Origin of the sequence: Nocardia sp. NPDC051052, from assembly GCF_044456045.1 — a bacterium.
Lineage (GTDB): Bacteria > Actinomycetota > Actinomycetes > Mycobacteriales > Mycobacteriaceae > Nocardia.
Genome location: NZ_JBITFL010000017.1, coordinates 103,135 through 126,362, shown reverse-complemented (window position 1 = coordinate 126,362; position 23,228 = coordinate 103,135). Strand labels below are relative to the sequence as shown.

Here is a 23,228-nt window from a genome sequence, read left to right as displayed (position 1 = left end):
GAAGAACAGTGCGTGACCTCGCGGCAGAACTCCTGCAATGGCACACGGCGGGCAAGTCTTACGCCGTCGCCACCGTTATCGGCGTCAGCGGCAGCGCGCCGCGGCCACCGGGCGCCGCGCTGGCGGTGGACACCGAAGGCGTTGCCATCGGAAGTATTTCCGGCGGCTGCGTCGAGGGGGCGGTGTACGAGCTCTGTCGCGAGGCACTGCGTACCGGGCAGCCGGTACGCGAAACCTTCGGCTACAGCGACGACGATGCCTTCGCCGTCGGACTGACCTGCGGGGGCAAGATCGCGGTATTCGTCCAGCCGATCAGCCCCGCCGAGCACGACACGATCGAGGCGCTGCTCCGCTCGTCCGAGCCGGTGGCGCTCGTCCGGGATTTGAGCACCGGGGCCGCAATGACTTTGGGGCCGTGGTGGACGCTGGGGGCGACCTTTGATCCCGTCGTGATGGCCGAAGCCAGGGCCATGCTCGAGGTGGCCGCCACCGGCGTGCGGGTGATCGGCTGCGGCGACCGCGAGGTCACAGTTTTCGTGGAATCGTACGTACCGCCGCCACGCATGATCGTGTTCGGCGCAATAGATTTCGCGGCAGCGGTGACGCGAATCGGCCGGTTTCTCGGCTATCACGTCACCGTCTGCGACGCCCGTCCGGTCTTCGCGACCAAGGCGCGATTCCCCGACGCCCACGAGATCGTCGTCGAGTGGCCTGACCGCTACCTGGCCCGCACCGCGGTCGACACGCGAACCGTGCTGTGCGTGCTGACCCACGATGCGAAGTTCGATATCCCCTTATTGGCGAAGGCATTACGTCTGCCGGTCGCCTATGTCGGCGCGATGGGCTCGCGCCGCACCCACGATGAGCGGATGGCCGGCCTGCGCGCCGTTGGTCTCTCGGAACCTGAACTGGCGGTGCTGCGTTCGCCCATCGGGCTCGATCTCGGCGGGCGTACCGCCGAGGAAACCGCAGTCGCCATCGCCGCCGAGATCGTCGCGATGCGCCGCGGCGGCTCGACACAACCACTCACTTCCAGCGACGGACCTATCCATCGGGACTTGGTTCCGACCTGGTGAAGGCATTCGGCTGGAGCATCACACGCTGGAGCATCATACAAAATGCGCTTCGGAACAAACGATCAGCTTTGGGTTGATCTCATCTATCCCGATAATGCGTAAGCCCTGCATACTTGGTGAAATTCGACACAAAAGGACCCGATAATGCCGTTGATTTTTCTGAACGGTTCCGCCATGCGCGGCGGGCCGCTCAACCATCTGTTGAACGGTGCGCCGTTCGCCGGTGAAGCGAAAACCGCTCCGCGCTACCGCTTCTTCTCGGTGGGCGACCGCTTTCCCGGCCTCGACCCGTCGCCGGACGGCGGCTACTCGATCACGGGCGAACTGTTCGACGTACCACTCGATGTGCTTCGCGAACACCTGCTACCTGCGGAACCGCCGGAGCTGGAGCTCGGCGCGATCGAGCTGGACGACGGCAGGTCGGTCCTGTCGATGGTGCTGCGGCGGCCGCCGACGTCGTACCCGGAGCTGATCGACATCACCCGTATCGGCAGCTGGAAGAAATATCGCGAAGGAGCTGAGTGAAGCATTACGCAGAGGAGTCCGGTCTCCCGAAATTCGACGTCAATTGCTCGATACTTTTCACTGACCTGCCCCTTTTGGAACGTCCGGCCGCCGCCAAGGATGCCGGGTTCGACGCGGTCGAATTCTGGTGGCCTTTCGGCGAAGACCCCGCACCGGCGGGTAAAGAGATCGACGCATTTGTTCGTGCGATCGATGATGCCGGTGTGCAGTTGGTCGGCCTGAATTTCGTCGATCTGATTCCGGTGGGACGTGGCCTGGTTTCCGTCCCCGGCGAGATCGCCAGGTTTCGCGACAACATCGAGGTGGCCGTAGGGATCGCCGAACGCACCGGCTGCCGCGTGCTGAATGCTCTCTACGGCAACCGCATCGCCGGTGAAGACCCGGTGAAGCAAGACGAGCTCGCGCTGGAGAACCTCAGGTTGGCTGCCCGGGCTGCCGCTCGGATCGACGCCACCGTTCTGGTCGAAGCGCTGAATGCGCATGAATCGCCGCACTATCCGATTGTCAGCGCCGAGCATGCCGTGCGTGTCATCGAGCGGACCGGCGAGCCGAACGTGCGCTTCCTGTGCGACCTCTACCACCTGGCCCGCATGGACGAGAACCTGATCCAGGTGATCAAGAGCTACGCCCAGCATATCGGCCACGTACAGATCGCCGACGATCCTGGTCGCGGCCGGCCGGGCACCGGCGAACTGGACTTCGCGACGCTCTTCGACACCCTCAGCGCCGCTGGCTACGACGGCTGGATCGGCCTCGAATACAAAGACCCCGAGCTTGATTGGAAGTGGATGCAGTCATGAGTGAGCGCAGCGAACGAATTATGAACACAGCGCCCTTGGGAATGACGGAGCCGAGCGTGAACGAGGTGCAGTCATGAGCAAGATCGGATTTATCGGCCTCGGGATCATGGGTAGCCCGATGGCAGGACATCTTGTGAAGGCCGGACACGAGGTGACCGGTTACGACATCGGTCCCAAGGGGCTGGAAAAGCTCGAGAAAGCAGGCGGTTCCGCCGCCGCCAGCGTCGCCGAGGCAGCCCGGGACAAAGACATCGTCATCACGATGCTGCCGCAGGACGAGCAGATCGAACAGGTCTTCCCCGACATTCTGCAGAACACCGTCCCTGGCACGCTGTACATCGACTTCTCCACGATCACCCCGAAGACTGCCAAATGGACCGCCGAGCAGGGCAAGAAGAACGACCTTCGGGTGCTGGACGCCCCGGTCAGCGGCGGGGAGAACGGCGCGATCAACGCGGCCCTGTCGATCATGGTGGGCGGTTCCGAGGCCGACTTCGACGCCGCGACACCGATCTTCGAGACGGTCGGCAAGACCTTCGCGCTGGTCGGCGGCAGCGGTGCGGGCCAATGCGTCAAGGCCGCGAACCAGCTGGTCGTCGGCGGCACCTACGCACTGGTCGCCGAGGCGATCCTGCTGATGGAGAACCTTGGCGCGGACGCGGCCAAGGGACTCGATGTGCTGGCAGGCGGGCTCGCGGGCAGCAAAATCCTGGAGCTCAAGCGCGAAACCATGCTGGCCCGCAACTTCGTGCCCGGCTTCCGGATAGACCTGCACCACAAGGACATGGGCATCATCCTGCAGGCGGCCCGCGAGGCCGAGGTGGCTATCCCTATGGGTGCGCTCACCGCGCAGCTCATTGCCGCGGCGCGGGCAATGGGCTACGGCTCGCTTGACCACTCCGGCATGCTGCTGGTTGCCGAGGCGCTGTCGGGCCGGGGCGAGGCATGAGGATGCCCGCCGCGACACAGTCGCTCGCGCACCACGAGGTATGTGGCATTCGGCTGCCCGCCGGCTGGGTTCGTAGCGACAAACCTGCCGACCGTGCAATGCCGCACGCGATGCAATCTCGCAGCATGCGTCAGAACAAGGAGCGTTGAGCATGGCACGGATGCGTACTGTCGACGCGGCAGTCTTGATTCTCGAAAAAGAAGGCGCGACACAGGCGTTCGGTTTGCCTGGGGCGGCGATCAATCCGTTCTATAGCGCGATGCGCGCGCATGGTGGGATCAAGCATGTGCTGGCCCGCCATGTCGAGGCTGCCTCGCATATGGCTGAGGGTTATACCCGTGCAGCAGCGGGCAATATCGGCATCTGCATCGGTACCTCGGGTCCTGCGGGCACCGACATGATCACCGGGTTGTATTCGGCCAGCGCGGATTCCATTCCGATCCTGTGTATTACCGGTCAGGCGCCGGTGGCCAAGTTGCACAAGGAAGACTTCCAAGCGGTGGATATTGCCTCGATTGCGGCACCTGTCGCCAAGTGGGCAGTCACCGTCCTTGAACCCGCACAGGTCCCCGGCACGTTCCAGAAGGCGTTTCGGCTGATGCGCGAGGGTCGACCCGGCCCGGTGCTGATCGATCTGCCGATCGATGTGCAGCTCGCGGAAATAGAGTTCGACATCGACACCTACGAGCCGCTGCAGGTGCATCGCCCGGCCGCGACCAAGGCTCAGGCGGTGAAGGCCATCGCGATGCTGAACGCGGCCGAGCGTCCACTGCTGGTCGCCGGTGGCGGAATCGTGAATGCCGACGCAGCTGACCTGCTCGTCGAATTCGCTGAGCTGACCGGGGTTCCCGTGGTGCCGACCCTGATGGGCTGGGGCACGATCCCCGACGACCACAAGCTGCACGCGGGCATGGTGGGCTTGCAGACTTCGCACCGCTATGGCAACGCCACGATGCTCGAATCCGATTTCGTGCTGGGTATCGGCAATAGGTGGGCCAATCGGCATACCGGCGGGGTCGAAACCTATACCAAGGACCGCACTTTCGTGCACGTCGACATCGAGCCGACGCAGATCGGACGTGTCTTCGCGCCAGACTTCGGCATCACCTCCGACGCCGGTGCCGCGCTGCAGGTGTTCCTCGACGTCGCCCGTGAGCTCGCGACGGCAGGTGAACTCCGCGATCGGTCGGATTGGGCTGGGCAGGTCCGGGCGCGAAAGCAACTGGGCCAGCGCAAGACCCACTTCGACAACGTCCCAATCAAACCGCAGCGCGTCTACGAAGAGATGAACAAGGCGTTCGGACCCGACATCCGTTACGTCAGCACCATCGGTCTCTCCCAGATCCAGGCGTCGCAACTGCTGCACGTCTACAAGCCGCGCCACTGGATCAACGCAGGCCAAGCCGGACCGCTCGGCTGGACCCTGCCTGCCGCCTTGGGTGTGGCAACAGCCGTCCCTGACGCCACGGTCGTCGCACTGTCCGGCGACTACGACTTCCAGTTCCTCATCGAAGAATTGGCCGTGGGCGCCCAGTTCAACATCCCCTACATCCACGTCCTCGTGAACAACTCCTACTTGGGCCTGATCCGTCAGGCGCAACGGAACTTCTCGATGGACTACTACGTCCAGCTCGACTTCGACAACATCAATAGTCCCGAGATCGGCGGCTACGGTGTGGACCACGTCAAAGTCGCGGAAGGGCTGGGCTGCAAGGCGATCCGCGTCTTCGAGCCTGAACACATCGGCCACGCACTGGAAGACGCCAAGAAACTGATGGCCGCACACCGCGTGCCGGTGGTCGTGGAGTGCATCCTCGAACGCGTCACGAATGTGTCCATGGGCTTGGAGATCGACAATATTGTCGAATTCGAGGAGCTGGCGCTGTCCGCCGCGGACGCGCCCACCGCCACCGTCGCCATCGAACCGGAGCCGGAACCGGTCGGAGGCGGCAGGTGAGCGGGCCGGACGCTCCGCTCTCGAGAGATATGCGCGGCGGGTGGCGCGATGGACATTGTGTCGTCGCCCCCGACAAGTTCAAGGGGTCGCTGACCGCGCCTCAGGTCGCCGCACATATCGTCACCGGACTCCGCCGGGTACGCCCGGACATCCCCGTCGTCACCATGCCGGTGGCCGACGGGGGTGACGGCACGGTCGACGCCGTCGTGGAGTCGGGCTTCGTCCGCTTCCAGACGAGCGTCGCCGGTCCACTGGGGCTACCGGTGGCCGCCTCGTTCGCGATGAGGGGCGAGGCGGCGGTGATCGAGCTGGCGGAAGCGTCCGGCCTGCGTCGGCTGCCGGTTCGGCCGACTTTCCAAACCGCGATGACCGCAACCAGTTACGGCACCGGCGAGCTGATCCGTGCGGCCGCCACACGCGGAGCGCGCAGTGTGGTGCTTGGTCTCGGGGGCAGCGCGTGCACGGACGGGGGAGTCGGCATGATGTCCGCGCTCGGTGTCCGGTTCCTCGACGAGCACGGTCTCGAGCTGCCACGCGGCGGCGCGGCGCTGACCAGGTTGGCCCGCATTGATGCCAGCGACATGCTGCAGGTGCCGGTGATCGTGGCCTCCGATGTGGACAACCCGCTGCTCGGACCGCGCGGCGCCGCACAGGTTTACGGCCCGCAGAAGGGTGCGCGGGCCGGTGACATCGACGAATTGGAATGGGGCCTGGCACGTTTGGCTTCGATAGTCGAACGTGATCTAGGTGCCGATGTTGCGGATCGGCCCGGCGCCGGTGCCGCGGGCGGGGTCGGCTACGCAGCGCTCGCTTTCCTGGGCGCGACGGTTCGGCCTGGTATCGAGATCATCTTGGAACTGATGTCCTTCGCCGAGCAAATCGATGGGGCGCGGCTGGTGATCACCGGCGAGGGCTCGCTCGACCCGCAGACCCTGCACGGCAAGGCACCTGTCGGCGTCGCCCGGGCCGCGGCGAGCGCCGCCGTGCCGGTCGTCGCGGTGGCCGGGCAGCGTTCGCTCACCGACGAACAGTTGCGTCGCGCCCACATCGAGCAGGCGTATGCGTTGACCGACCTCGAACCCGACCCCGAGGTCTGTATGGCGGAGGCAGGACCCCTGTTGGAACGGCTTGCCGGTGAGATCGCCGGCGCCTGGCTGGGAGCGAGCGCTCATGCATGATCTGGTAATCCGGTCTCGGCGGGTCGCCCTGCCGGAGGGAATCCGTGCGGCCTCGATTGCCGTGCAGGACGGCAAGATCGCCGCGCTGGCGGAGTACGACGCCGTGCTCTCCGCGGCGGCTACCACCGATCTGGCCGACCTCGTCGTGCTGCCCGGGCTGGTGGATTCGCACGTGCACGTCAACGAGCCGGGGCGCACCGAATGGGAGGGTTTCGCCACGGCAACAAAGGCAGCCGCGGCGGGCGGGGTGACGACGATCGTCGATATGCCGCTCAACTCGCTGCCGCCGACGGTCACCGTGCCCTATCTGGAGACGAAGCAGTCGGTAGCGGACGGGCAGTGCCACGTCGATGTCGCCTTTTGGGGTGGCGCGATTCCCGGCAATCTGGCGTCGCTGCGGCCGCTACACGAGGCGGGCGTGGTCGGCTTCAAATGCTTCCTGTCGCCGTCCGGAGTGGATGAATTCCCGCCGCTCGGGCTCGGTGAGGTGGAGCAGGTGATGCGCGAGCTCGCCGGTTTCGACGGACTGCTCGTCGTGCACGCCGAAGATCCGGTGCGCCTGCACGATCCGGTGGACGGGTCGTATCGCGCGTTTCTGGATTCGCGTCCGGGGGAGTCGGAAAGGGCTGCGGTGCAGGAGGTTATCGCGCTCGCCGAACTGACCGGAGTGCGCGCGCACATCCTGCACGTCTCGGCGGCTGCCTGTCTGGAACCGCTCGCCGCGGCGCAGGCGCGTGGTGTGCGGATCACCGCGGAGACCTGCCCGCACTATCTGACTCTCTCGGCTGCCGAGGCGTCGTCCACCGCGTTCAAGTGCTGCCCGCCGATCCGTGACGCGGGCAACCAAGACGCGCTGTGGCAGGGACTTGCCGATGGTGTGCTGTCGTGCGTGGTCTCCGATCATTCGCCGTGTACACCCGACTTGAAAGAGGGCGACTTCGCGACCGCGTGGGGTGGCATCTCGTCCCTGCAGATCGGTTTGCCCGCAGTGTGGACAGCGGCGGCCGAGCGCGGCTTTCGGCTGACCGACGTCGTCCGATGGATGGCCGCCGCGCCCGCCGATCTGGCCGGTCTGTCGCACAAGGGCCGGATCGCCGTCGGTTGCGACGCCGACCTGGTCGCGTTCGACCCGTGGGCGCCGATCACCGTCGATCCCGGCGCGCTGGCGCACAAGAACCCGATCACCCCCTACGGCGGCCGCGAACTGCGCGGCCTCGTCCATGCCACCTGGCTCCGCGGCCGCGTCGTCGGCAACGGGCACCCGCCCGAAGGCAGCCTTATTTCCTTGCAGCACAACCGGATAGGGAACAATGTCTGATTTCATCAACCTGCCGGACCTGGCACTGCGTACCAATCGCGCCGGCGTGATCGCCGCCAGCGACGAGTCGTTCGAGGAACGCGAAAACCTCATCAACCCTTGGCAACCCCGCTTCGCCGAGCACACCTTCGGCCCCAAGGGACAGGAGTACGACGGCTGGGAGACCCGCCGCCATCGCGGCCCCGGTCACGACTGGGCCATAATCCGGCTCGGCATGCCCGGCGTGATCCGCGGCGTCGTCATCGACACCGCTTGGTTCAAGGGCAACTACCCACCCTTCACTTCGATCGAGGCGTGCCGCGCCTCCGGCTATCCGTCACCGTCGGAACTGGATTCGGCCGAATGGGTGGAGATCGTGCCGCGCAGTGCCCTGGGTGGCGACGCGAAACACGAACTGCCGGTCTCCGACGACCGGATCTTCACTCACGTCCGCCTGAACATCTACCCGGACGGCGGTGTCGCCCGTTTGCGCGTGCACGGCGAGGTGGTACCGGACCCGACCTTGCTCACCGGCCTCACCGTCGATCTCGCCGCGCTCGAAAACGGGGCCCGCACCGTGGCCTGCTCCAACATGTTCTACTCGGCCCCCGACAACATGCTCTCGCCAGGCTTAGCTCGCAACCAGGCCGAGGGCTGGGAAACCGCTCGTCGCCGCGACAGCGGAAACGACTGGGCTGTCATCGAACTCGCCGCACAGGGCACCCCTACCCTGATCGAGCTCGACACTACCAACCTGCTGTTCAACGCGCCCGGTGAAACCCGCCTCCTCGGAATCGATCATCAAGGGCCGGAACCCCTGCCACCCACCGACGACCCTGCCTGGTTCGAACTTTTGCCCAGAACAGCGCTCCAACCGGACACCCCGCACCGCTTCCGCCTCGCATCGGTCGGCCGCGCCACCACCCACGTCCGCGTCGACATCTACCCGGACGGCGGTATCGCCCGCCTGCGAATCCTCGGCTCGCTCACTACGGAGGCCGAACAGGAGTTGAACTCGCGCTGGCTGTCGAACAACGGGTGAACGGCCGCTGATCCGCCGCGAGCCTGCGTTTGGTTGGACCCGAAGCGTATTTCAACGTCTGGTCGCCAGGCTCGTGTTCGAGCGTTCGGTCGAGGAGTTCGCGGGGGTGGTGGCGATGGTTGACCCGCGGCGTCGCGGTCGGATCGATGTGAGGTGGGGCGATCCATCCGGTGCGGCCCGGATACGGCGAGTCCGGGCCGAGGGTAGTGGTTTTCCAACCGCCGGGACCGTCGTGGACCATGGCGTGGCAGCGATCGCAGGCGAGGGTTTCGTTGTCGATGTCGGTGGGCCCGCCGCTATTCCACTCGGTCACATGGTGGGTGGCGCACATACTCGCGGGCGCGTCGCAACCCGGACGCGTGCAGCCGCGCAGGGTGGCGATCAACGCCAACCTTTGTGCGGCGGAAGCCAACCGTTTGGCACGCCCCAAATGCAGTGGTAGACCGTCGTGGTCGAATACCGCGAGGAAGGGCTGGGCCTGCTCGGCCAATCGCAACGCTTCGGCCATCGGGACGGTGCCGCCGGAAGCGGTAGTCGCGACCCCGGCGGCCTTCTCGACATCGGCGACGCTCATGGTCAGGATCGTCGAAACCGGCAGCCCTCGGTGTGAACCCAACTTCTCCGGAACGACGCAGTATTCCAGCAACGCCTGCATCGCATCGTGGGTGCGTTGGGCGGCACTGCGCACGTCCCGCGCCGCGGCGGCGGCCAGTTCGTCGGGGTCGACGTATTCACCGTCCCCACGCGGGCTTTCAGCATCATCGGGGTTGTTCATGCCAGGTCGGCCCAGCTTTGCGACGACGGGATCCAGGAGTGCGCGCAGGGTAGGGGTGATGTCCCCGGTGATGGGCGACATCCCATCCGCGCGTTGCCGCCCGATGCGAATACCGCGCATGCGGGCGCGGTCGGTGTCGTCCGACAGTGTGCCGTTGGGGTCGAGGTGGGCCAGGATCGCTTCCCCAACTTTGGGTATGTCGTCGGGGGAGCCGGTTCGTGCGAAATCGGCCAGGACCTGTTCGGCGGCTTCATATTCCGGGTTTGTCATCCCACCGGGAATGCGGTTCATCACCGTGGCCACTCGACGTGCGTGCTCGGGTGAGATTTCCCCTTCCGCCTGTCCTGCCGCGGTGTTCGCCAATTCGGGTGGGCGAGTGGCACCGGTGAGATCGCGGCGCATACCGAGTACCCGGGTGGCGGCGACCCGGCTCGCCGCGTCTGCGTGGGACAGGCGCAAGGTTTGCATCAGCAGCTTCTTGACCGTGCCCGCACCGGTGCGCGACGGCAGTCCGCGCTCCGATGCCTCGCTGATCAGCCGGTGGCCGACCGCGGCGAGGATGCGAGTGGCTTTTTCCACATCACGCATCAACTCGAGCAGCCGATCATCGGACAGCGGCATCAAGTCGGTGTCGAGCAGATCATCGGCAGCCGTGAGCAGCGGGTCGGCGACCCGCTCCGATGGCACCTCACTGCTCGAACTCATGTTCTGGACCCTAGCGAGACAGGCCATGAAAATCTAGAAGAAAATGCATCTGAACTGCACGTTTTCACAAAAGGTGTGTGAACTGAGTCCGTCACCGCCCGACTCGAATAGGCACGATCGGCATGGCGACAAACCAACGCGATCACCGCTGCTCGTCATTGACCGTCTTCCTCGCACTCATCTACTGTCCGACCATGTTGATCAGCATCGCCCGAAGCACCGGCGACCGCGCCGTGGCAGGGTACGGCCAACCCCGACGATGACCGTCTACGACACGACGGGTCAAACGTATTCGCGGACCCGACAGCCAGATCCGCGCATCGCAGACCAGATCGACGCCGCGCTGCACGGCATGGACACCGTGGTCAATATCGGCGCCGGCGCCGGTTCCTACGAGCCGCGCAATACGGTGCTCGCGATAGAGCCCAGCCAGATAATGATCGCCCAGCGCGCGGCAGGCGCGGCGTCCGCAATTCGCGCGACCGCCGAAAACTTGCCCCTGCGCACCGCCTCGGTGGACGCGGCGCTCGCCGTGCTGACCATCCATCACTGGACCGATCTCGAGCGTGGTATCGCCGAAATGGTGCGAGTTGCCCGCCGCCGCATCGCGATTCTCACCTGGAACCACGCGGTATTTCGGCAATTCTGGCTGGTTCGCGACTATCTACCGGCAGCGGCGGAGACTGACGCGAAACTGGCCATCGCGCTGTCCGAACTCACGGCATTGCTGAAAGATCCAGAGATACAGCCGATCCCGGTCCCGCACGATTGCGTGGATGGCTTCGGCGGCGCCTATTGGCGCAGACCCGAAGCCTACCTCGACGAAACAGTCCAAGCGGGCATGTCGATGCTGGCCCTCACCCCGAAACCGCTACTGCAAGAAGGATTATCGCGGTTACGGCAGGATCTGAAGACCGGCGATTGGCACACCCGCTACACCGACCTTCTCGATCAGTCACACCTGGACCTCGGATACCGGCTCGTCACAGCAGACCTGCCGAGCTGACTGGACGAAACGATCTGACGGCCGATCCGTACGAGCAAGTCGGCCGTCAGTGCCGGATCGCGGGCCGTATCCCGATCGGTATAGTCGGTAAGCGCATAAACCTCGGTGAAACCTGTGGAACCCCAACGGTTGCGAGGGATCTCGTTGCAACCTGTGACGGCAACAACGGGAACGAGCGCAGCGCGCCGGGCGACGGCAACGGGCAGCTTGCCATGCGCGCTCTGCGCATCAAGTCTGCCCTCGCCGGTGATCACCAGATCCGCCGTCGCACAATGACGATCGAAGTCGAGCAGGTCGAGGAAGAACTCAGCCCCGGACGTCATCCGCGCGCCGAGCAGCATGGCGGCGAATCCGAGCCCACCCGCACTGCCCGCAGCTGGCGTCGCGGCAAGGACTTCGGCATCGGGAAACCCGTTGCAGGACAACATCTCCACCAGGTGGCGGAGCCCTCGATCAAGTAAGCGTATTTCTGCCGCATCGGCGCCCTTCTGCGGCCCGTACACGGCAGCAGCTCCTTCAGGTCCGACCAACGCGTTGGTGACATCGGAGGCCACGACGAGATCGACCGGCGGCAAGCGCACAGCCGCCGCGGCATCGATGGAAGCGATATCCAGCAACGCCCGACCACTCGGCGGCAAAACCCGCCCGGCGCCATCGATGAACCGAAACCCGAACGCGGCCAGCAGCCCCATACCGCCATCGGTACTCGCGCTGCCACCGAGTGCCAGCACCACGCGGCGCGGCGACCGCAGCAACGCTTGCCGAACAGCCTGTCCCAGACCCAGACTCGACGCATCGAGCGGCCGCAGTCGATTTCCAGGCAGGGTTGCCAACCCGCAGGTGTCAGCGACCTCGACGATAATGGTGTCGCCGCGCACCGCCATCCGCCCGCGCCATGGCGTCCCCATGGCACCGGCGACGGTGCACGAACGACCGGTGTACCCAGCAGCAGCAACGGCCGCTTCGACACTGCCGTCACCACCATCGGCCAGCGGAAGTTGCGTACTGTCGACACCAGACCCGGCAAGCCCCTGCGCAAGCCATCCCGCGACCTCGGCCGCGGTCAGGCTCCCCTTGAACTTGTCGGGCGCGATCAACACCCTCATCCTTCGAGCACCCGGATCAGCGCCGCCGCTGAGATAACCGTGGTCACCCCGCCGATCCGAGTCGAAATCTGCGCGAACGGCATCAGATTCATTCGATTCGACGCCGAAAGTATTGCCACATCACCAGTTCCACCGAGCCCGCTGTGACAAACCGTCACCAACGCGGCGTCGACCGGATACATGCCGATCGCCCGTCCCACCCAGAATCCGGTGGCAGCCATAGCGATAACGACGGCGATACAAGCCGCCACGTATCCCACCGAGATCACCCCCATGATGTTCTTCAACGGCAGATACAGCATGCCGAGCCCGATCATGGTCGGATAGATGAAGTAGCGGGCGATGACCGTGTAGATGCCGCGCACGCTGTCCTCGACGTCGGCGGGAAAGACGCCGAACAACTTGCATACCACCGACATGATGATCACCAGCACCGGTGCGGGCAGATGCACGACCCGTTCCAACAGGGTAGCCAGCACAAACAAGCCACAGATGATCAGAATGCCGAGCGCGTGGTTCCGGCCGGGCGTGGTGATGTCGGGCAGGGGAGTAGCCGAAGTGGTGTCCGGTGCCGCCACCTTCACCAACTGACCCCCGCCGTCGAGCTGCGGCCGGCGGTCACCCAGCCTCCGCAACAGCCCCGCGAGGATGACGGCCACGATATTTCCGATGATCGCCGCCGGAATCAGCTCCGCGACATAACTTCCCGATTCTCCACCCAACGCCGACGCATACGCCGAGGACAGCGGTATGACCCCCTCGCCGATGCCGCCCCCGATGATCGGCACCACGATATAGAACAGCGCCCGATGAAACCCGTACCCGAACGCCATCGCGACACCGATCCCCACCGCCACCGCGGCGGCCGTCCCGACCACCAGCGGCGGAAAGATCCGAATCAGCCCGCCCACCATCACCTTCCGGCTCATCCCGAGGATGCTGCCGACCACCAGCGTGCTGATGACGAAGTAGAGGAAGTTCGCCTCCTTCATCAAGGCGTTCACCGCGGCCAACGTGTTCGCGTTGAACACACCGAAGTACACCAGCACCGATGGCACCATCAGGCAGATCAGTGCGCCGCCACCGATCTTCGAGATGACCGGCAGCCGATTTCCCAACGGCCCGAGCAGCATGCCGAGTCCCACTATCACGGCGAGGCCGCCGATCATGTTCTTCGGTATCGAGTCGAAGACGCCTGCGGCGAGCACCCCCGCGGTGAGGATGATCGGCACGACCAAGGGGATACCGTCGAGCGTCGGCAGCGTGAACGACCGCGCGGTCTTCGCCTGCAGACTCATGATCGGGCCATCGATGTCGCGGACTCGAGCTGCGCCCGCACCAGTCCGCCAACGGTTTCCGTCGTCTCGGCCCCGCCCATGTCCGGCGTGAGCGCCGACTGTCCTTGGGCGAGCACCGTTTCGATGGCCGCCATGACAGCATCGGCGGCAGCCTGCTCACCGAGGTGCTCGAGCATCATGGCACCGCTCCAGATCTGGCCGATCGGATTGGCGATCCCCTTCCCGGCAATATCGGGGGCGGACCCGTGCACCGGCTCGAAAAGACTCGGAAACAACCGCTCCGGGTTGATGTTTCCGCTCGGCGCGATGCCGATGGTTCCGGTGCACGCGGGCCCGAGATCGGAAAGGATGTCGCCGAACAAATTACTCGCGACAACCACATCGAACCAGTCCGGATGCAGCACGAAATTGGCCGTCAGAATGTCGATGTGATATTTATCCACCTCGATAGCGGGATAGTCCTTCGCCATCGCCGCGACCCGTTCGTCCCAATAGGGCATCGTGATGGAAATACCATTGCTCTTGGTCGCCGACGTGAGATGCCGCTTCGGCCGCCGCTGCGCGAGCTCGAAGGCGTACTTCAGGATTCGGTCCACGCCGGTCCTGGTCATCACCGTCTCCTGGAGCACCGTCTCCCGCTCGGTGCCCTCGAAGATCTTGCCGCCGATACTCGAATACTCGCCCTCGGTGTTCTCCCTGACCACATAGAAATCGACCTCACCGGCCTGCCGACCGGCGAGCGGGCTGTTGATGCCGCGCAGCAGCCGGACCGGCCGCAGGCTGACGTACTGATCGAAGTGCCGCCGGAACTGCAGCAGACTGCCCCACAGGGAAACATGGTCCGGCACCACCTCTGGCCAGCCGACCGCGCCGAAGTAGATGGCGTCGAACCCGGCCAGTTCGTCGAACCACCGGTCCGGCAGCATTTGCCCGGTCGCGGTGTAATACTCCGCGCTCGCGAAGTCGAACTCCGTGAAATCGAGGGTGAAGTCGAATGCCGCCGCGGCGGCTGCCAGCACGCGAACTCCCTGCGGCACGACTTCTTTGCCGATACCATCCCCTGGAATGACGGCAATACGGTGCGTTGAACCCATCGTCGCGTTCTCCGATCTCCTCGATAGCGGCCCCGGAATCCGTTGTTGTGGGGCCGATCACAACGGTAGGCTCGGATATTCTGCGGCAAAAGCACGCAACGGGAAAGAGACACTTTCCTGAATGGAAAAGGCGAGGAGGCCGCCGTGGCCGGTGCAGCCACCGACGACGTCACGTTTTTCGACATCGTCGCTCGTTCGCGGAGCCTGACCGAGGCGGCGCGCGAATTCGGCGTCTCGGTGTCCTCGGTCAGTAAACGACTCGCGCAGATGGAGGCCAGGCTCGGCGTCCTCCTTGTGCAACGCAGTACGCGCAGGCTGACGTTGACACCGGAGGGGGAGCGCTATGCGGCGGGTGCCGCGGTGATCGCCGCGCAGCTCGAAGAACTGGAGGATTCGGTCGCCGAGCAACGTCACGAACTGCGCGGCCGAGTCCACGTCCGGTCGACCATCGGCCTCGGCCGGGCCCACATCGCGCCGCTGGTCGCCGATTTCGTCGAGCGGAACCCGCGGGTGCAGGTGGATCTGGAACTCTCGTCGCTGCCACTGAATATCGCGGGCACCGGCTTCGACATCGACATCAGGGTTGGCGCACTGCAGGATTCGCGATTGACCGCGACCCGCCTGTGGGTCAACCGCCGGGTGCTGTGCGCGTCACCGGAGTACTTGCGGCGCAACGGAACACCCGCGAATCTCAAGGAACTCGAACAGCACGACTGCATCATTTTGCGCGAGAACGAGTCCGACTACGCGCTGTGGCGGTTCGAGAGCGGCGGCAAGGAGGTCTCGATCCGCGTGGCGGGCAACCTGATCAGCAACGACGGCGACGTCATCACCCAATGGTGCCTAGCTGGAAGGGGTCTGGTGATGCGGTCGCTCTGGCACGTCGAGCCGCTGTTGCGTGACGGCTCACTCATCCAGGTACTGCCCGACTTCGCGACACCCAGCGCCGACATTTCCGCGGTCTACGCCGCGGCCGCCCCGCTACCGCGCCGAACCCGTGCCGTCATCGACCATCTGAAGGCCGGGCTCGGCCGCCGAATCACCGCCGCGGCGCGGTAACGCCTGCGGTACAGCCTGATTCAGGCGTACAGCGTGACGAACTTATCCAGCGAACGCTCGATGTCGCCCTTCACCGCCCGCGCGACGCCGGCGCCGATCGGCCCGAACAGCGGCCTGCCGCCGAGCTCGATGTCGACCGTCACCTCCGAGCCGGTGCCCTTCGGCGCCACCAGCAGTTCGAGACCGAGCTTGGTGCCGCCCTTGCCCGCACCGGTCAGCAACAGCCGCCGCGGCGGCTCGGCGGCCTTCACCGTCCATGTCACCCGGTTCCGCAACCCCTTCACCGAGGCGACGCCCACCAACTGGGTACCGACCGTCAGCTCCGCGGGCACCTCGCTGCGCCAGGCCTCATGCATCGTCAGCCACTTGTCCAGGTCGGCCAGATTGGACGTGTGCGACCACGCCTCTTCGGGCGAGATCGGCACATCGACGGAGACCTTCAGCTTTGCCATGGCCGCATAGTATCCGGTACCCGAGGTTCGCCGTAGTTGGTGTCCAAATGCGAGGCTCTGTTCTTTCAGTTCGGCTACATGATCGGCGTCGACCCCGCCCACCAGGTGCGCCCGGGCGACATCTGAGCAATCTTCACCGGATAGGCATCGCGACCGCTCCCGATGGCTTCACCCAAGAACAAACTGGACGTTCCAGCAAACTTCTGGTCGCGATAGCGCTGAATACCCTGTTCTCCCACCCGCTTCGGATAGGCGCGGTTGACACCATGTGCGTGATACGCGGCGCCGCCGATAGATCGGATGATGTGTCCTCTATCGCGATACCGGAAACGCCCCTGGTCACCGCGTGGCAAGCGGCCGTGATCACCAGTGGCGCAGCATTATTGCGCATCGCCCGGCACCCGTCATCTGTTGTCTGCAAACGCAATCATGTGAGTGGATCTGAAGAGAACTGGTTGCATAGCTGCTAATGTCGGAACGTCGGGTTCTGGTAACTGTTCGGACACAATCTGTTGTTCGGCGGGTAGCCGGTCCTCCGACGTGGACCAGATCCGACCAGGGTGTGCTGGTCGGCGTCGCGAGGAAGGCGAGACGAAGCACATGACGGAGAGTCGATTCCTCGGCGCCAATCGACGACGAAAGAACTGATGAATCAAGATATCGCCGTGGTGCTTTCATGGATCCTCGCCGCTGCTCTCGTGGTAGTGGCAGCGGTCGCGTTGTACGCAGTGCAATACGCGCGACAGCAGCGAGCCAGGGCCGAAGCACTCAGCAGAGAGCAACGAGCCGCGGAGGAAGCCGTCGAGCGCTTCGCGACAACCACGATGCCTGCGGTAGCCGAGGCGATCAGACGCTTCGACAGCCAGGCTCCCAGCGTCGAAGTGCCGCCGGGCCTGGAGAATTCGCGCACCGCGCAGGTGTTGCGATGGATCGCCGAGCGCTACGCCGACGACCTGAGCCTGCTGCGGTCCGAGACCAGGGACCAGACCAACCACGAGGCGCAGCAGGCGATGAAGGCCGCCGAGGACAAGATGCGCACCGAGGTGTCCGACGCGTCCAGGCAGGCGACCAGCGCGGCCGTGCGTTCGTTCGGCACCTCGGTGGTCAGTCTCGGCGCCGACGTCAGCCAGGTGGTCAGCTCCGCGTTACGTGAGCACCGCAAGGACGAGGTGTACGAAACCCTCACCCGCATCGATCACACCGTGCAGCAGATGATCCGGCAGGCGCAGTCCTACGTGATCGTCTGCGGCGGTCTGCCCGGTAGACGCTGGCCGGCCCAGGCGCTCACCGACGTCGTCGGTGGCGCGGTCGGCCGCGTCCGTGACTACCTGCGGGTGCGCCCCGGCCAGCTGGACCGGGTGGTCATCAGCCGGGCCGTCGAGCCGCTGGTGCACACCTTGGCAACCCTGCTCGATAACGCGTTGCGCTATTCTCCGCCAACGTCTTTCGTGGATGTCAGCTTCCAGGAGGGGCACCACGGCGTCACCGTGATCATCGACGACGCGGGCGTCCGGATGAACGCCGAGCAGATGGAGGAGGCCAGGCAGGTGCTCGCGCACGAGCGCTCGGTCGACATCCACCAGCTCGGCCCCGCGCCCAAGGTCGGCTTCCCCGGCATCGCCGCGCTGGCCCGTCGCTACGGCTTCACCGTCTACATCGACGGCCCGAACGTCTACGGCGGCATGCGCGCGATGGTCTACATCCCCGAGGCCCTGCTGATGACCCCGCAGCCCGAGCATCAGGAGGTGGTGCCCGCGCGCGAGGTCGAGATACCCGCCGAACCCGTTCCGGCCGCGGCCACCGCCACCGCGTCGCACCGGGCACCGGAGATCGAAGAGCCTAGTGAGAGTGAGCCGTTCGCCGTGCACGAGATCACCAACGGCGGCTTACCCAAGCGACGCCGCAGGACGGTCGCGCTGGCCCCGGTCGGGCCGCGCACCGAACCCGGCCTCGCCCGGCCCGACGTGGCCGCGGCGTGGCACACCGGTTCCCAGAGCGGCCGCGCCGCCGCCACCGATCAGTCCGATAACCCCGATCACACGGAAGGGATGACATCCTGATGGTTACACCGGTGACCGACAGCAGCAACAAGCTGGGCTGGCTACTCGAAGACCTCAGCGTCCCGGGCGTCAGATTCTCGGTCCTCCTGTCCGAAGACGGCTTACGGATCGCGCACTCCGCGGGTATCGAGCGCGACCAGGCGGAGCGTTTCTCCGCCGCCGCGTCCGGCCTGCGCTCGCTCGGCAAGGCGCTCGGGGAGTTCTGCGGCGACGGCGACAACGGTGTGCGGCAGAACATGACCGAGTACGACCAGGGCATGATCCTGATCACCGCCGCGGGCGACGGCGCGCTGCTCGGCGTCGCGACCACCCCCGAGATCGACGTCGCACTCATCGCGCACCGGATGAACGAACTCGCCGGCCGGGTCGGGCACGAGCTGGGCAGCCAGCCGCGCAGGCGTGTTGATGGTGGCGAATTGCCATGACTTCACGGGCCCGGCGTGATCCCGATTTGGTTCGGGCATATGTGCGCACCGGGGGACGCACCCGTCCCACTCGCGAGTTGGACCTGGTCACCTTGGTCCGTGCCGCAAAGGACCCGTCACCGGGTGCCGCGCCCGATGCACGCCGGGTCATCAATCTCTGTAGCCGCCGAGGCACGTTGTCGATCGCCGAGATCGCCGCGTACCTCGACCTGCCACCGTCCGTTGTCAAGATCGTCGCGGCCGATCTGATGGACAACGGTCACCTGGTTACGCCTACCCCGGCCGAAAACCTGCCGGAGATCGCTCTGCTCGAGGAGGTACTTAATGGGCTCCGTGCTCTCGCCGTCTGATCGTCCAGTCGACTATGTGCCGGAGACCGTTACCCGTTCCGTAAAGCTGTTGGTGGCAGGCAATTTCGGTGTCGGCAAGACCACCTTCGTGAGCAGCGTGTCGGAGATCAAGCCGCTGCGCACCGAGGAGACGATCACCGAGGCCAGCGTCGGCGTCGACGACATGGCGGGCCTGCCCGGTAAATCTCAGACGACCGTGGCGATGGACTTCGGCCGCATCACACTCAACCCGCAGCTGGCGCTGTACCTGTTCGGTACGCCGGGCCAGCAGCGGTTCGTCCCGCTGTGGGAAGAGCTGGCCCGCGGCGCGCTCGGCGCGCTGGTGCTGGTCGACACTCGGCGTATCGAGAAGTCCGACGAGGTCCTCTCGGTGCTCGAGGAGCGCGGTGTGCCGTATTCGGTGGCGGTCAACCAATTCGAAGGCTTCAAGAACTTTCCGTTGGGCGAGGTCCGCGACGCGTTGGATCTAGCGCCCGACACACCGCTCACTTCCTTAGACGCGCGTGACCGGGGCACGTGCTTGCGATCCCTGATCACGCTTGTTGAATTCCTGTTCCATCGTCAGGAGTCACGACTTTGACCACGCCCCCGCGTTCCTGCCCGGTCCAGCACGGATCACCGATCGACACCGACGGCCCTCGGGTGTCGCTGTATTCGGAAGAATTCGCCGCCGACCCACACCTCGCCTACCGCGAGATGCGCCGCCAATACGGCTCACTGGTACCGGTGAATCTCGCGCCGGACGTGCCTGCCACGCTGGTGATCGGATATCACACCGCGCTGCGCATCCTCAACGACCCGGACCATTTCCCGGCCGACCCGCGCACCTGGCAGAAGGGTGTGCCCGGGGAGTGCCCGATCCTGCCGATGCTGGAGTGGCGGCCGAACGCGCTGCGCAGCGCGGGGCTCGACCATGGCAAGTACCGGCAGGCCAACGTGGCCGCCATCGCCGAGGTCGACCTGCACAGCCTGCACGCCACCGTCGAGCGGGTCGCCATCCCGCTGATCAACGCGTTCTGTCAGGACGGCGCCGCGGACCTGATCAGCCAGTACGCCTTTCCGCTCACCTTCGCGGTGCTCAACGCCACCCTCGGCTGTTCGCCGGAGATCGGCCAGCAGGTCGCGACCGGCATGGCCGCGATCTTCGAGGGCGTGAACGCCGACAAGGGCAACGCGATGCTCACCGACGCGCTGTTCGATCTGGTGAACTCCAAACGCAAGGAGCCCGGCGACGACATCACCTCGCGGCTGCTCGCCCATCCCGCCAAGCTCGACGACGTGGAGATGATCCATCAGCTCGTCACGCTGTACGGCGCCGGCATCGAGCCGCAGCAGAACCTGATCGTCAATACGCTGCTGCTGATGCTCACCGACGACCGATTCGCCGGAAACGTTCTGGGCGGTAGTCTTTCGACCCGCGACGCGCTCGACGAGGTGCTGTTCACCGACCCGCCGATGGCGAACTATTGCGTGTCTTATCCGAGGCAGCCGATACTGATCGATGGGGTGTGGCTGCCCGCGCACCAGCCGGTCGTGATCAGCATGTCCGGCTGCAACAACGACCCGACCATCAGTGTCGGCGAGTACGTGGACAATCGCTCACATCTGGCGTGGAGCGTCGGACCGCACGCCTGCCCCGCCAGGTCGATGGCCTACCTGATCGTGCAGGACGCCATCGATCAGCTTCTTGATGCGTTGCCAGAGTTGGGGCTTGCCATCCCCGCAGGTGAATTGTCTTGGCGGCCAGGCCCTTTCCATCGAGCACTGGTCTCCCTCCCGGTAGTCTTCCCTAAGTCACCACCGTTGAACGTGTTTTAAGGAGACCCCGATGGACACTGAGCCACTAGTCCTAGACCCAACGGGCACCGACATTCAAGGAGAATCCGCCCGCCTGCGGGAGCGTGGCCCGGCCACCCTGGTGGAGCTGCCCGGCGGCGTGCGCGCGTGGTCGATTACCGACGCCGATCTGCTCAAGCGACTGCTCGTCGATCCGAAAGTGTCCAAGGATGCCAGGCAGCACTGGCCCGCCTTCGCCAAAGGTGAAGTGCCGCAGGACTGGCCGCTGTTTCTCTGGGTGGCGGTGAACAACATGTTCACCGCGTACGGCGCCGATCACCGGCGACTACGTAAGCTCGTCGCTCCGGCGTTCACCCATCGGCGCACCGAGGCGATGCGGCCGCGAATCGACCGGATCGTCGAGCGGCTCATCGCCGAGCTCGCGGCCCTGCCCAAGGGCGAAGTGGTAGATCTGCGTGAGGGTTTCGCGTATCCGGTGCCGATCGAGGTCATCTCCGAGCTGATGGGCGTGCCGGAATCGTTGAATCCCGGCCTGCGCAAGTGCGTCGACGGCATCTTCGACACCGCGCTCAGCCCGGAGCAGTCGCAGGCCAACTACATGGAGATGTATCGCATCCTCGCGGAGTTGGTGGCCTACCGGCGCGAACACCCCGGCGACGACATGACCAGCCTGCTGATCTCGCACCGCAGCGAGGACGACGGCGCCAAGCTGACCGAGCAGGAGCTCATCGACACGCTGCTGCTCGTCATCAGCGCGGGCCACGAGACCACCGTCAACCTGCTCGATCAGGCGATCTACGCGATGGTAACCAGGCCCGAGCAGCGGGCGACCGTGCTCGAGGGTAAGGTCAGCTGGTCGGATCTGATCGAGGAGGCGCTGCGCTTCGAGGCGCCGGTCGCGCATCTGCCGCTGCGGTTCGCGGTCGACGACATCGAGATCGAGGGTGTGCGGATCGCCAAGGGCGAGCCGATTCTGCCCGCCTACGCCGCGGCCAACCGGGACCCGAAGGTGCACGGCGACACCGCCGACGATTTCGACGTGACCCGAGTTACCAAGGACCACTTGGCCTTCGGCCATGGCGTGCACCACTGCCTCGGCGCCCCGCTGGCCAGGCTGGAGGCTGCGCTCGCGCTGCCCGCCATCTTCGCGCGTTTCCCGAACATGCGTTTGGCGGCGGATCCGTCGGAGCTGGGCACCGTGGTCAGCTTCATCTCCAACGGCCACAGCAAGCTTCCCGTGATCCTGGAACCTGCTGATTAGTAACATCATTCGAGCAAGGGGTGCCGCAATCGCGTGGCACCCCTTTCGTATGTTTATACCTTACGTGCCAATCCGGTGACGATCAGCTGCTCCCAAATGGTCAGCGCGCGAGCGGGTTCCGTCTCGTCGGCCGCCGTCAGATCCGGCCGCCAGCTCGCGCAGGGCGTGATGCCCGGTTCGAGGATCTCCAGGTCACCGAACAGCGCCTCGATCTCCTTGTCGGTGCGCCACCGGCCACGCCCGAACGTCGACTGGAGTTTTTCCTCGGCGACGGTCGTCTCCCGGTTCTCGCCTGAACGAAAATGTGAGATGTACACCATGCTCCCGGCCGAGAGCCGCTCGGACCAGTAACGCACCACCGCGGCCGGGTCCTCGTCGTCGTTGAGGTGGTGCAGGATGGCGCTGAAGATGACGGCGACCGGCTGGTCGAAATCGATCATCTCGACGACCTCGCGGTGCTCCCGAATGGTGCGCGGGTCACGCAGATCAGCTTGGAAGACAGTCGTGTTGGTGTCGGTGGCCAGCAGCGCGCGGCCGTGCGCGAGCACGAGGGGATCGTTGTCGATGTAGACCACCTTGGCGTCGGGCGCGTGGCGGCGCGCGACCTGATGCACGTTGTCGGCGGTCGGCAGGCCGCTGCCGAGGTCGATGAACTGCCGCACGCCGTCGCGGGCTAGGTCGCGGACGGCGCGGATCAGCGCCTGCCGGTTGCTGGTGGCGATCGCGACCGAGCCGGGCAGGTTGTCCTTGAAGTGGTCGCCGATCGCCCGGTCGACGGCGAAGTTGTCCTTGCCGCCGAGCAGGTAGTCGTATACCCGGGCGATGCTCGGCTTGGATTGGTCGATCACGGGTGTCAGGTCGCTCATCTCGATTGCCCCCTCCGTTTACTGAACGTGTCCGCTCCATCGTAGGAGGCGCAACGGGCGCGGGTGCCTACTTCATCGGCGAGTCACATTTGACCACAACATGTTTCAGCGTGATGTTTGGCCGCTGTTGCCGCGGGTAGGCGACCAGGA

At 65.3% G+C, this 23,228-nt stretch carries 22 protein-coding genes; 16 read left to right on the top strand and 6 right to left on the bottom strand.

Going from position 1 to position 23,228, the window contains the following annotated elements:
- The first annotated feature begins 8 nt into the window (after window positions 1–8).
- The 8 genes from ACIBCN_RS39395 (at window position 9) to alc (ending at window position 8,824) form a co-directional block, all read left to right on the top strand.
- Window positions 9–1,076 carry an XdhC family protein gene (locus tag ACIBCN_RS39395; RefSeq protein WP_396997307.1) on the top strand — a complete coding sequence of 356 codons (1,068 nt, stop codon included), beginning with the start codon at window positions 9–11 and terminating at the stop codon, window positions 1,074–1,076.
- Window positions 1,077–1,220: 144 nt separating this feature from the next.
- Entirely contained in the window at window positions 1,221–1,601 is a 381-nt protein-coding gene (locus tag ACIBCN_RS39390) for a gamma-glutamylcyclotransferase (protein WP_357383995.1), read from the top strand.
- Window positions 1,598–2,401, top strand: coding sequence for a hydroxypyruvate isomerase family protein (locus ACIBCN_RS39385; RefSeq protein WP_396997305.1), 804 nt, complete (start codon window positions 1,598–1,600; stop codon window positions 2,399–2,401). Before ACIBCN_RS39390 ends, ACIBCN_RS39385 begins: the two co-directional genes overlap by 4 nt.
- A gap of 73 nt (window positions 2,402–2,474) precedes the next feature.
- Window positions 2,475–3,350 carry an NAD(P)-dependent oxidoreductase gene (locus tag ACIBCN_RS39380; protein WP_396997304.1) on the top strand — a complete coding sequence of 292 codons (876 nt, stop codon included), beginning with the start codon at window positions 2,475–2,477 and terminating at the stop codon, window positions 3,348–3,350.
- Window positions 3,351–3,501: 151 nt separating this feature from the next.
- Window positions 3,502–5,307, top strand: coding sequence for a glyoxylate carboligase (gene gcl / locus ACIBCN_RS39375; protein ID WP_396997302.1), 1,806 nt, complete (start codon window positions 3,502–3,504; stop codon window positions 5,305–5,307).
- Window positions 5,304–6,485, top strand: coding sequence for a glycerate kinase (locus ACIBCN_RS39370; RefSeq protein ID WP_396997300.1), 1,182 nt, complete (start codon window positions 5,304–5,306; stop codon window positions 6,483–6,485). The genes gcl and ACIBCN_RS39370 overlap by 4 nt, the downstream gene beginning before the upstream one ends.
- Window positions 6,478–7,803 carry an allantoinase AllB gene (gene allB / locus ACIBCN_RS39365; RefSeq protein ID WP_396997298.1) on the top strand — a complete coding sequence of 442 codons (1,326 nt, stop codon included), beginning with the start codon at window positions 6,478–6,480 and terminating at the stop codon, window positions 7,801–7,803. Before ACIBCN_RS39370 ends, allB begins: the two co-directional genes overlap by 8 nt.
- On the top strand, window positions 7,796–8,824 hold the full coding sequence (gene alc / locus ACIBCN_RS39360; protein WP_396997296.1) for an allantoicase: 1,029 nt from the start codon (window positions 7,796–7,798) through the stop codon (window positions 8,822–8,824). Before allB ends, alc begins: the two co-directional genes overlap by 8 nt.
- Here the strand turns inward: alc and ACIBCN_RS39355 are convergent.
- Window positions 8,772–10,304 carry a DUF222 domain-containing protein gene (locus ACIBCN_RS39355; protein ID WP_396997294.1) on the bottom strand — a complete coding sequence of 511 codons (1,533 nt, stop codon included), beginning with the start codon at window positions 10,302–10,304 and terminating at the stop codon, window positions 8,772–8,774. The genes alc and ACIBCN_RS39355 overlap by 53 nt on opposite strands.
- Window positions 10,305–10,563: 259 nt before the next feature.
- Between ACIBCN_RS39355 and ACIBCN_RS39350 the strand changes: the two genes are divergently transcribed.
- On the top strand, window positions 10,564–11,310 hold the full coding sequence (locus tag ACIBCN_RS39350) for a class I SAM-dependent methyltransferase (protein ID WP_396997292.1): 747 nt from the start codon (window positions 10,564–10,566) through the stop codon (window positions 11,308–11,310).
- Here ACIBCN_RS39350 and ACIBCN_RS39345 read toward each other — a convergent pair.
- Genes ACIBCN_RS39345 through ACIBCN_RS39335 form a run of 3 tightly spaced genes read right to left on the bottom strand, consistent with a single transcriptional unit; the run spans window position 11,256 to window position 14,808 of the window.
- Entirely contained in the window at window positions 11,256–12,416 is a 1,161-nt protein-coding gene (locus tag ACIBCN_RS39345) for a glycerate kinase (protein WP_396997290.1), read from the bottom strand. The two genes, ACIBCN_RS39350 and ACIBCN_RS39345, sit on opposite strands and share 55 nt — an antisense overlap.
- Window positions 12,413–13,714, bottom strand: a complete 1,302-nt coding sequence (locus tag ACIBCN_RS39340) for a 2-hydroxycarboxylate transporter family protein (protein ID WP_396997288.1) — start codon at window positions 13,712–13,714, stop codon at window positions 12,413–12,415. The genes ACIBCN_RS39345 and ACIBCN_RS39340 overlap by 4 nt, the downstream gene beginning before the upstream one ends.
- The gene (locus tag ACIBCN_RS39335) at window positions 13,711–14,808 is read right to left on the bottom strand and encodes a tartrate dehydrogenase (RefSeq protein ID WP_396997286.1); all 1,098 of its coding nucleotides are present in this window, start codon (window positions 14,806–14,808) and stop codon (window positions 13,711–13,713) included. The genes ACIBCN_RS39340 and ACIBCN_RS39335 overlap by 4 nt, the downstream gene beginning before the upstream one ends.
- 144 nt (window positions 14,809–14,952) lie before the next feature.
- On the opposite strand from ACIBCN_RS39335, the gene ACIBCN_RS39330 reads away from it, so the two are divergent.
- The gene (locus ACIBCN_RS39330) at window positions 14,953–15,867 is read left to right on the top strand and encodes a LysR family transcriptional regulator (protein WP_396997284.1); all 915 of its coding nucleotides are present in this window, start codon (window positions 14,953–14,955) and stop codon (window positions 15,865–15,867) included.
- A gap of 20 nt (window positions 15,868–15,887) precedes the next feature.
- Here ACIBCN_RS39330 and ACIBCN_RS39325 read toward each other — a convergent pair whose 3' ends face one another.
- Entirely contained in the window at window positions 15,888–16,319 is a 432-nt protein-coding gene (locus tag ACIBCN_RS39325; RefSeq protein WP_396997282.1) for an SRPBCC family protein, read from the bottom strand.
- A 647-nt stretch (window positions 16,320–16,966) separates the two neighbouring features.
- Between ACIBCN_RS39325 and ACIBCN_RS39320 the strand changes: the two genes are divergently transcribed.
- Genes ACIBCN_RS39320 through ACIBCN_RS39295 form a run of 6 tightly spaced genes read left to right on the top strand, consistent with a single transcriptional unit; the run spans window position 16,967 to window position 22,212 of the window.
- Window positions 16,967–18,379 (top strand): sensor histidine kinase, encoded by a 1,413-nt coding sequence (locus ACIBCN_RS39320; protein ID WP_396997280.1) that lies wholly within the window; start codon window positions 16,967–16,969, stop codon window positions 18,377–18,379.
- On the top strand, window positions 18,379–18,804 hold the full coding sequence (locus ACIBCN_RS39315; protein WP_396997278.1) for a roadblock/LC7 domain-containing protein: 426 nt from the start codon (window positions 18,379–18,381) through the stop codon (window positions 18,802–18,804). Before ACIBCN_RS39320 ends, ACIBCN_RS39315 begins: the two co-directional genes overlap by 1 nt.
- Entirely contained in the window at window positions 18,801–19,154 is a 354-nt protein-coding gene (locus ACIBCN_RS39310; protein ID WP_396997276.1) for a DUF742 domain-containing protein, read from the top strand. Before ACIBCN_RS39315 ends, ACIBCN_RS39310 begins: the two co-directional genes overlap by 4 nt.
- Window positions 19,129–19,734, top strand: coding sequence for a GTP-binding protein (locus ACIBCN_RS39305; RefSeq protein WP_396997274.1), 606 nt, complete (start codon window positions 19,129–19,131; stop codon window positions 19,732–19,734). Before ACIBCN_RS39310 ends, ACIBCN_RS39305 begins: the two co-directional genes overlap by 26 nt.
- Window positions 19,731–20,972 carry a cytochrome P450 gene (locus ACIBCN_RS39300; protein ID WP_396997272.1) on the top strand — a complete coding sequence of 414 codons (1,242 nt, stop codon included), beginning with the start codon at window positions 19,731–19,733 and terminating at the stop codon, window positions 20,970–20,972. The genes ACIBCN_RS39305 and ACIBCN_RS39300 overlap by 4 nt, the downstream gene beginning before the upstream one ends.
- 10 nt (window positions 20,973–20,982) lie before the next feature.
- Window positions 20,983–22,212, top strand: coding sequence for a cytochrome P450 (locus ACIBCN_RS39295; protein WP_396997270.1), 1,230 nt, complete (start codon window positions 20,983–20,985; stop codon window positions 22,210–22,212).
- A gap of 53 nt (window positions 22,213–22,265) precedes the next feature.
- Here the strand turns inward: ACIBCN_RS39295 and ACIBCN_RS39290 are convergent, their stop codons facing one another.
- Complete coding sequence (locus ACIBCN_RS39290; protein WP_396997268.1) at window positions 22,266–23,078, bottom strand: SAM-dependent methyltransferase; 813 nt, start codon at window positions 23,076–23,078, stop codon at window positions 22,266–22,268.
- Window positions 23,079–23,228: the final 150 nt, after the last annotated feature.

Excerpts from the sequence above, each read along its gene's own strand:
- ACIBCN_RS39390 (WP_357383995.1), top strand. The coding sequence starts at position 1,221 with ATGCCGTTGATTTTTCTGAACGGTTCCGCCATGCGCGGCGGGCCGCTC.
- ACIBCN_RS39380 (WP_396997304.1), top strand. The coding sequence starts at position 2,475 with ATGAGCAAGATCGGATTTATCGGCCTCGGGATCATGGGTAGCCCGATG.
- gcl (WP_396997302.1), top strand. The coding sequence starts at position 3,502 with ATGGCACGGATGCGTACTGTCGACGCGGCAGTCTTGATTCTCGAAAAA.
- allB (WP_396997298.1), top strand. The coding sequence starts at position 6,478 with ATGCATGATCTGGTAATCCGGTCTCGGCGGGTCGCCCTGCCGGAGGGA.
- alc (WP_396997296.1), top strand. The coding sequence starts at position 7,796 with ATGTCTGATTTCATCAACCTGCCGGACCTGGCACTGCGTACCAATCGC.
- ACIBCN_RS39355 (WP_396997294.1), bottom strand. The coding sequence starts at position 10,304 with ATGAGTTCGAGCAGTGAGGTGCCATCGGAGCGGGTCGCCGACCCGCTG.
- ACIBCN_RS39350 (WP_396997292.1), top strand. The coding sequence starts at position 10,564 with ATGACCGTCTACGACACGACGGGTCAAACGTATTCGCGGACCCGACAG.
- ACIBCN_RS39345 (WP_396997290.1), bottom strand. The coding sequence starts at position 12,416 with ATGAGGGTGTTGATCGCGCCCGACAAGTTCAAGGGGAGCCTGACCGCG.
- ACIBCN_RS39340 (WP_396997288.1), bottom strand. The coding sequence starts at position 13,714 with ATGAGTCTGCAGGCGAAGACCGCGCGGTCGTTCACGCTGCCGACGCTC.
- ACIBCN_RS39335 (WP_396997286.1), bottom strand. The coding sequence starts at position 14,808 with ATGGGTTCAACGCACCGTATTGCCGTCATTCCAGGGGATGGTATCGGC.
- ACIBCN_RS39325 (WP_396997282.1), bottom strand. The coding sequence starts at position 16,319 with ATGGCAAAGCTGAAGGTCTCCGTCGATGTGCCGATCTCGCCCGAAGAG.
- ACIBCN_RS39320 (WP_396997280.1), top strand. The coding sequence starts at position 16,967 with ATGAATCAAGATATCGCCGTGGTGCTTTCATGGATCCTCGCCGCTGCT.
- ACIBCN_RS39315 (WP_396997278.1), top strand. The coding sequence starts at position 18,379 with ATGGTTACACCGGTGACCGACAGCAGCAACAAGCTGGGCTGGCTACTC.
- ACIBCN_RS39310 (WP_396997276.1), top strand. The coding sequence starts at position 18,801 with ATGACTTCACGGGCCCGGCGTGATCCCGATTTGGTTCGGGCATATGTG.
- ACIBCN_RS39305 (WP_396997274.1), top strand. The coding sequence starts at position 19,129 with ATGGGCTCCGTGCTCTCGCCGTCTGATCGTCCAGTCGACTATGTGCCG.
- ACIBCN_RS39295 (WP_396997270.1), top strand. The coding sequence starts at position 20,983 with ATGGACACTGAGCCACTAGTCCTAGACCCAACGGGCACCGACATTCAA.
- ACIBCN_RS39290 (WP_396997268.1), bottom strand. The coding sequence starts at position 23,078 with ATGAGCGACCTGACACCCGTGATCGACCAATCCAAGCCGAGCATCGCC.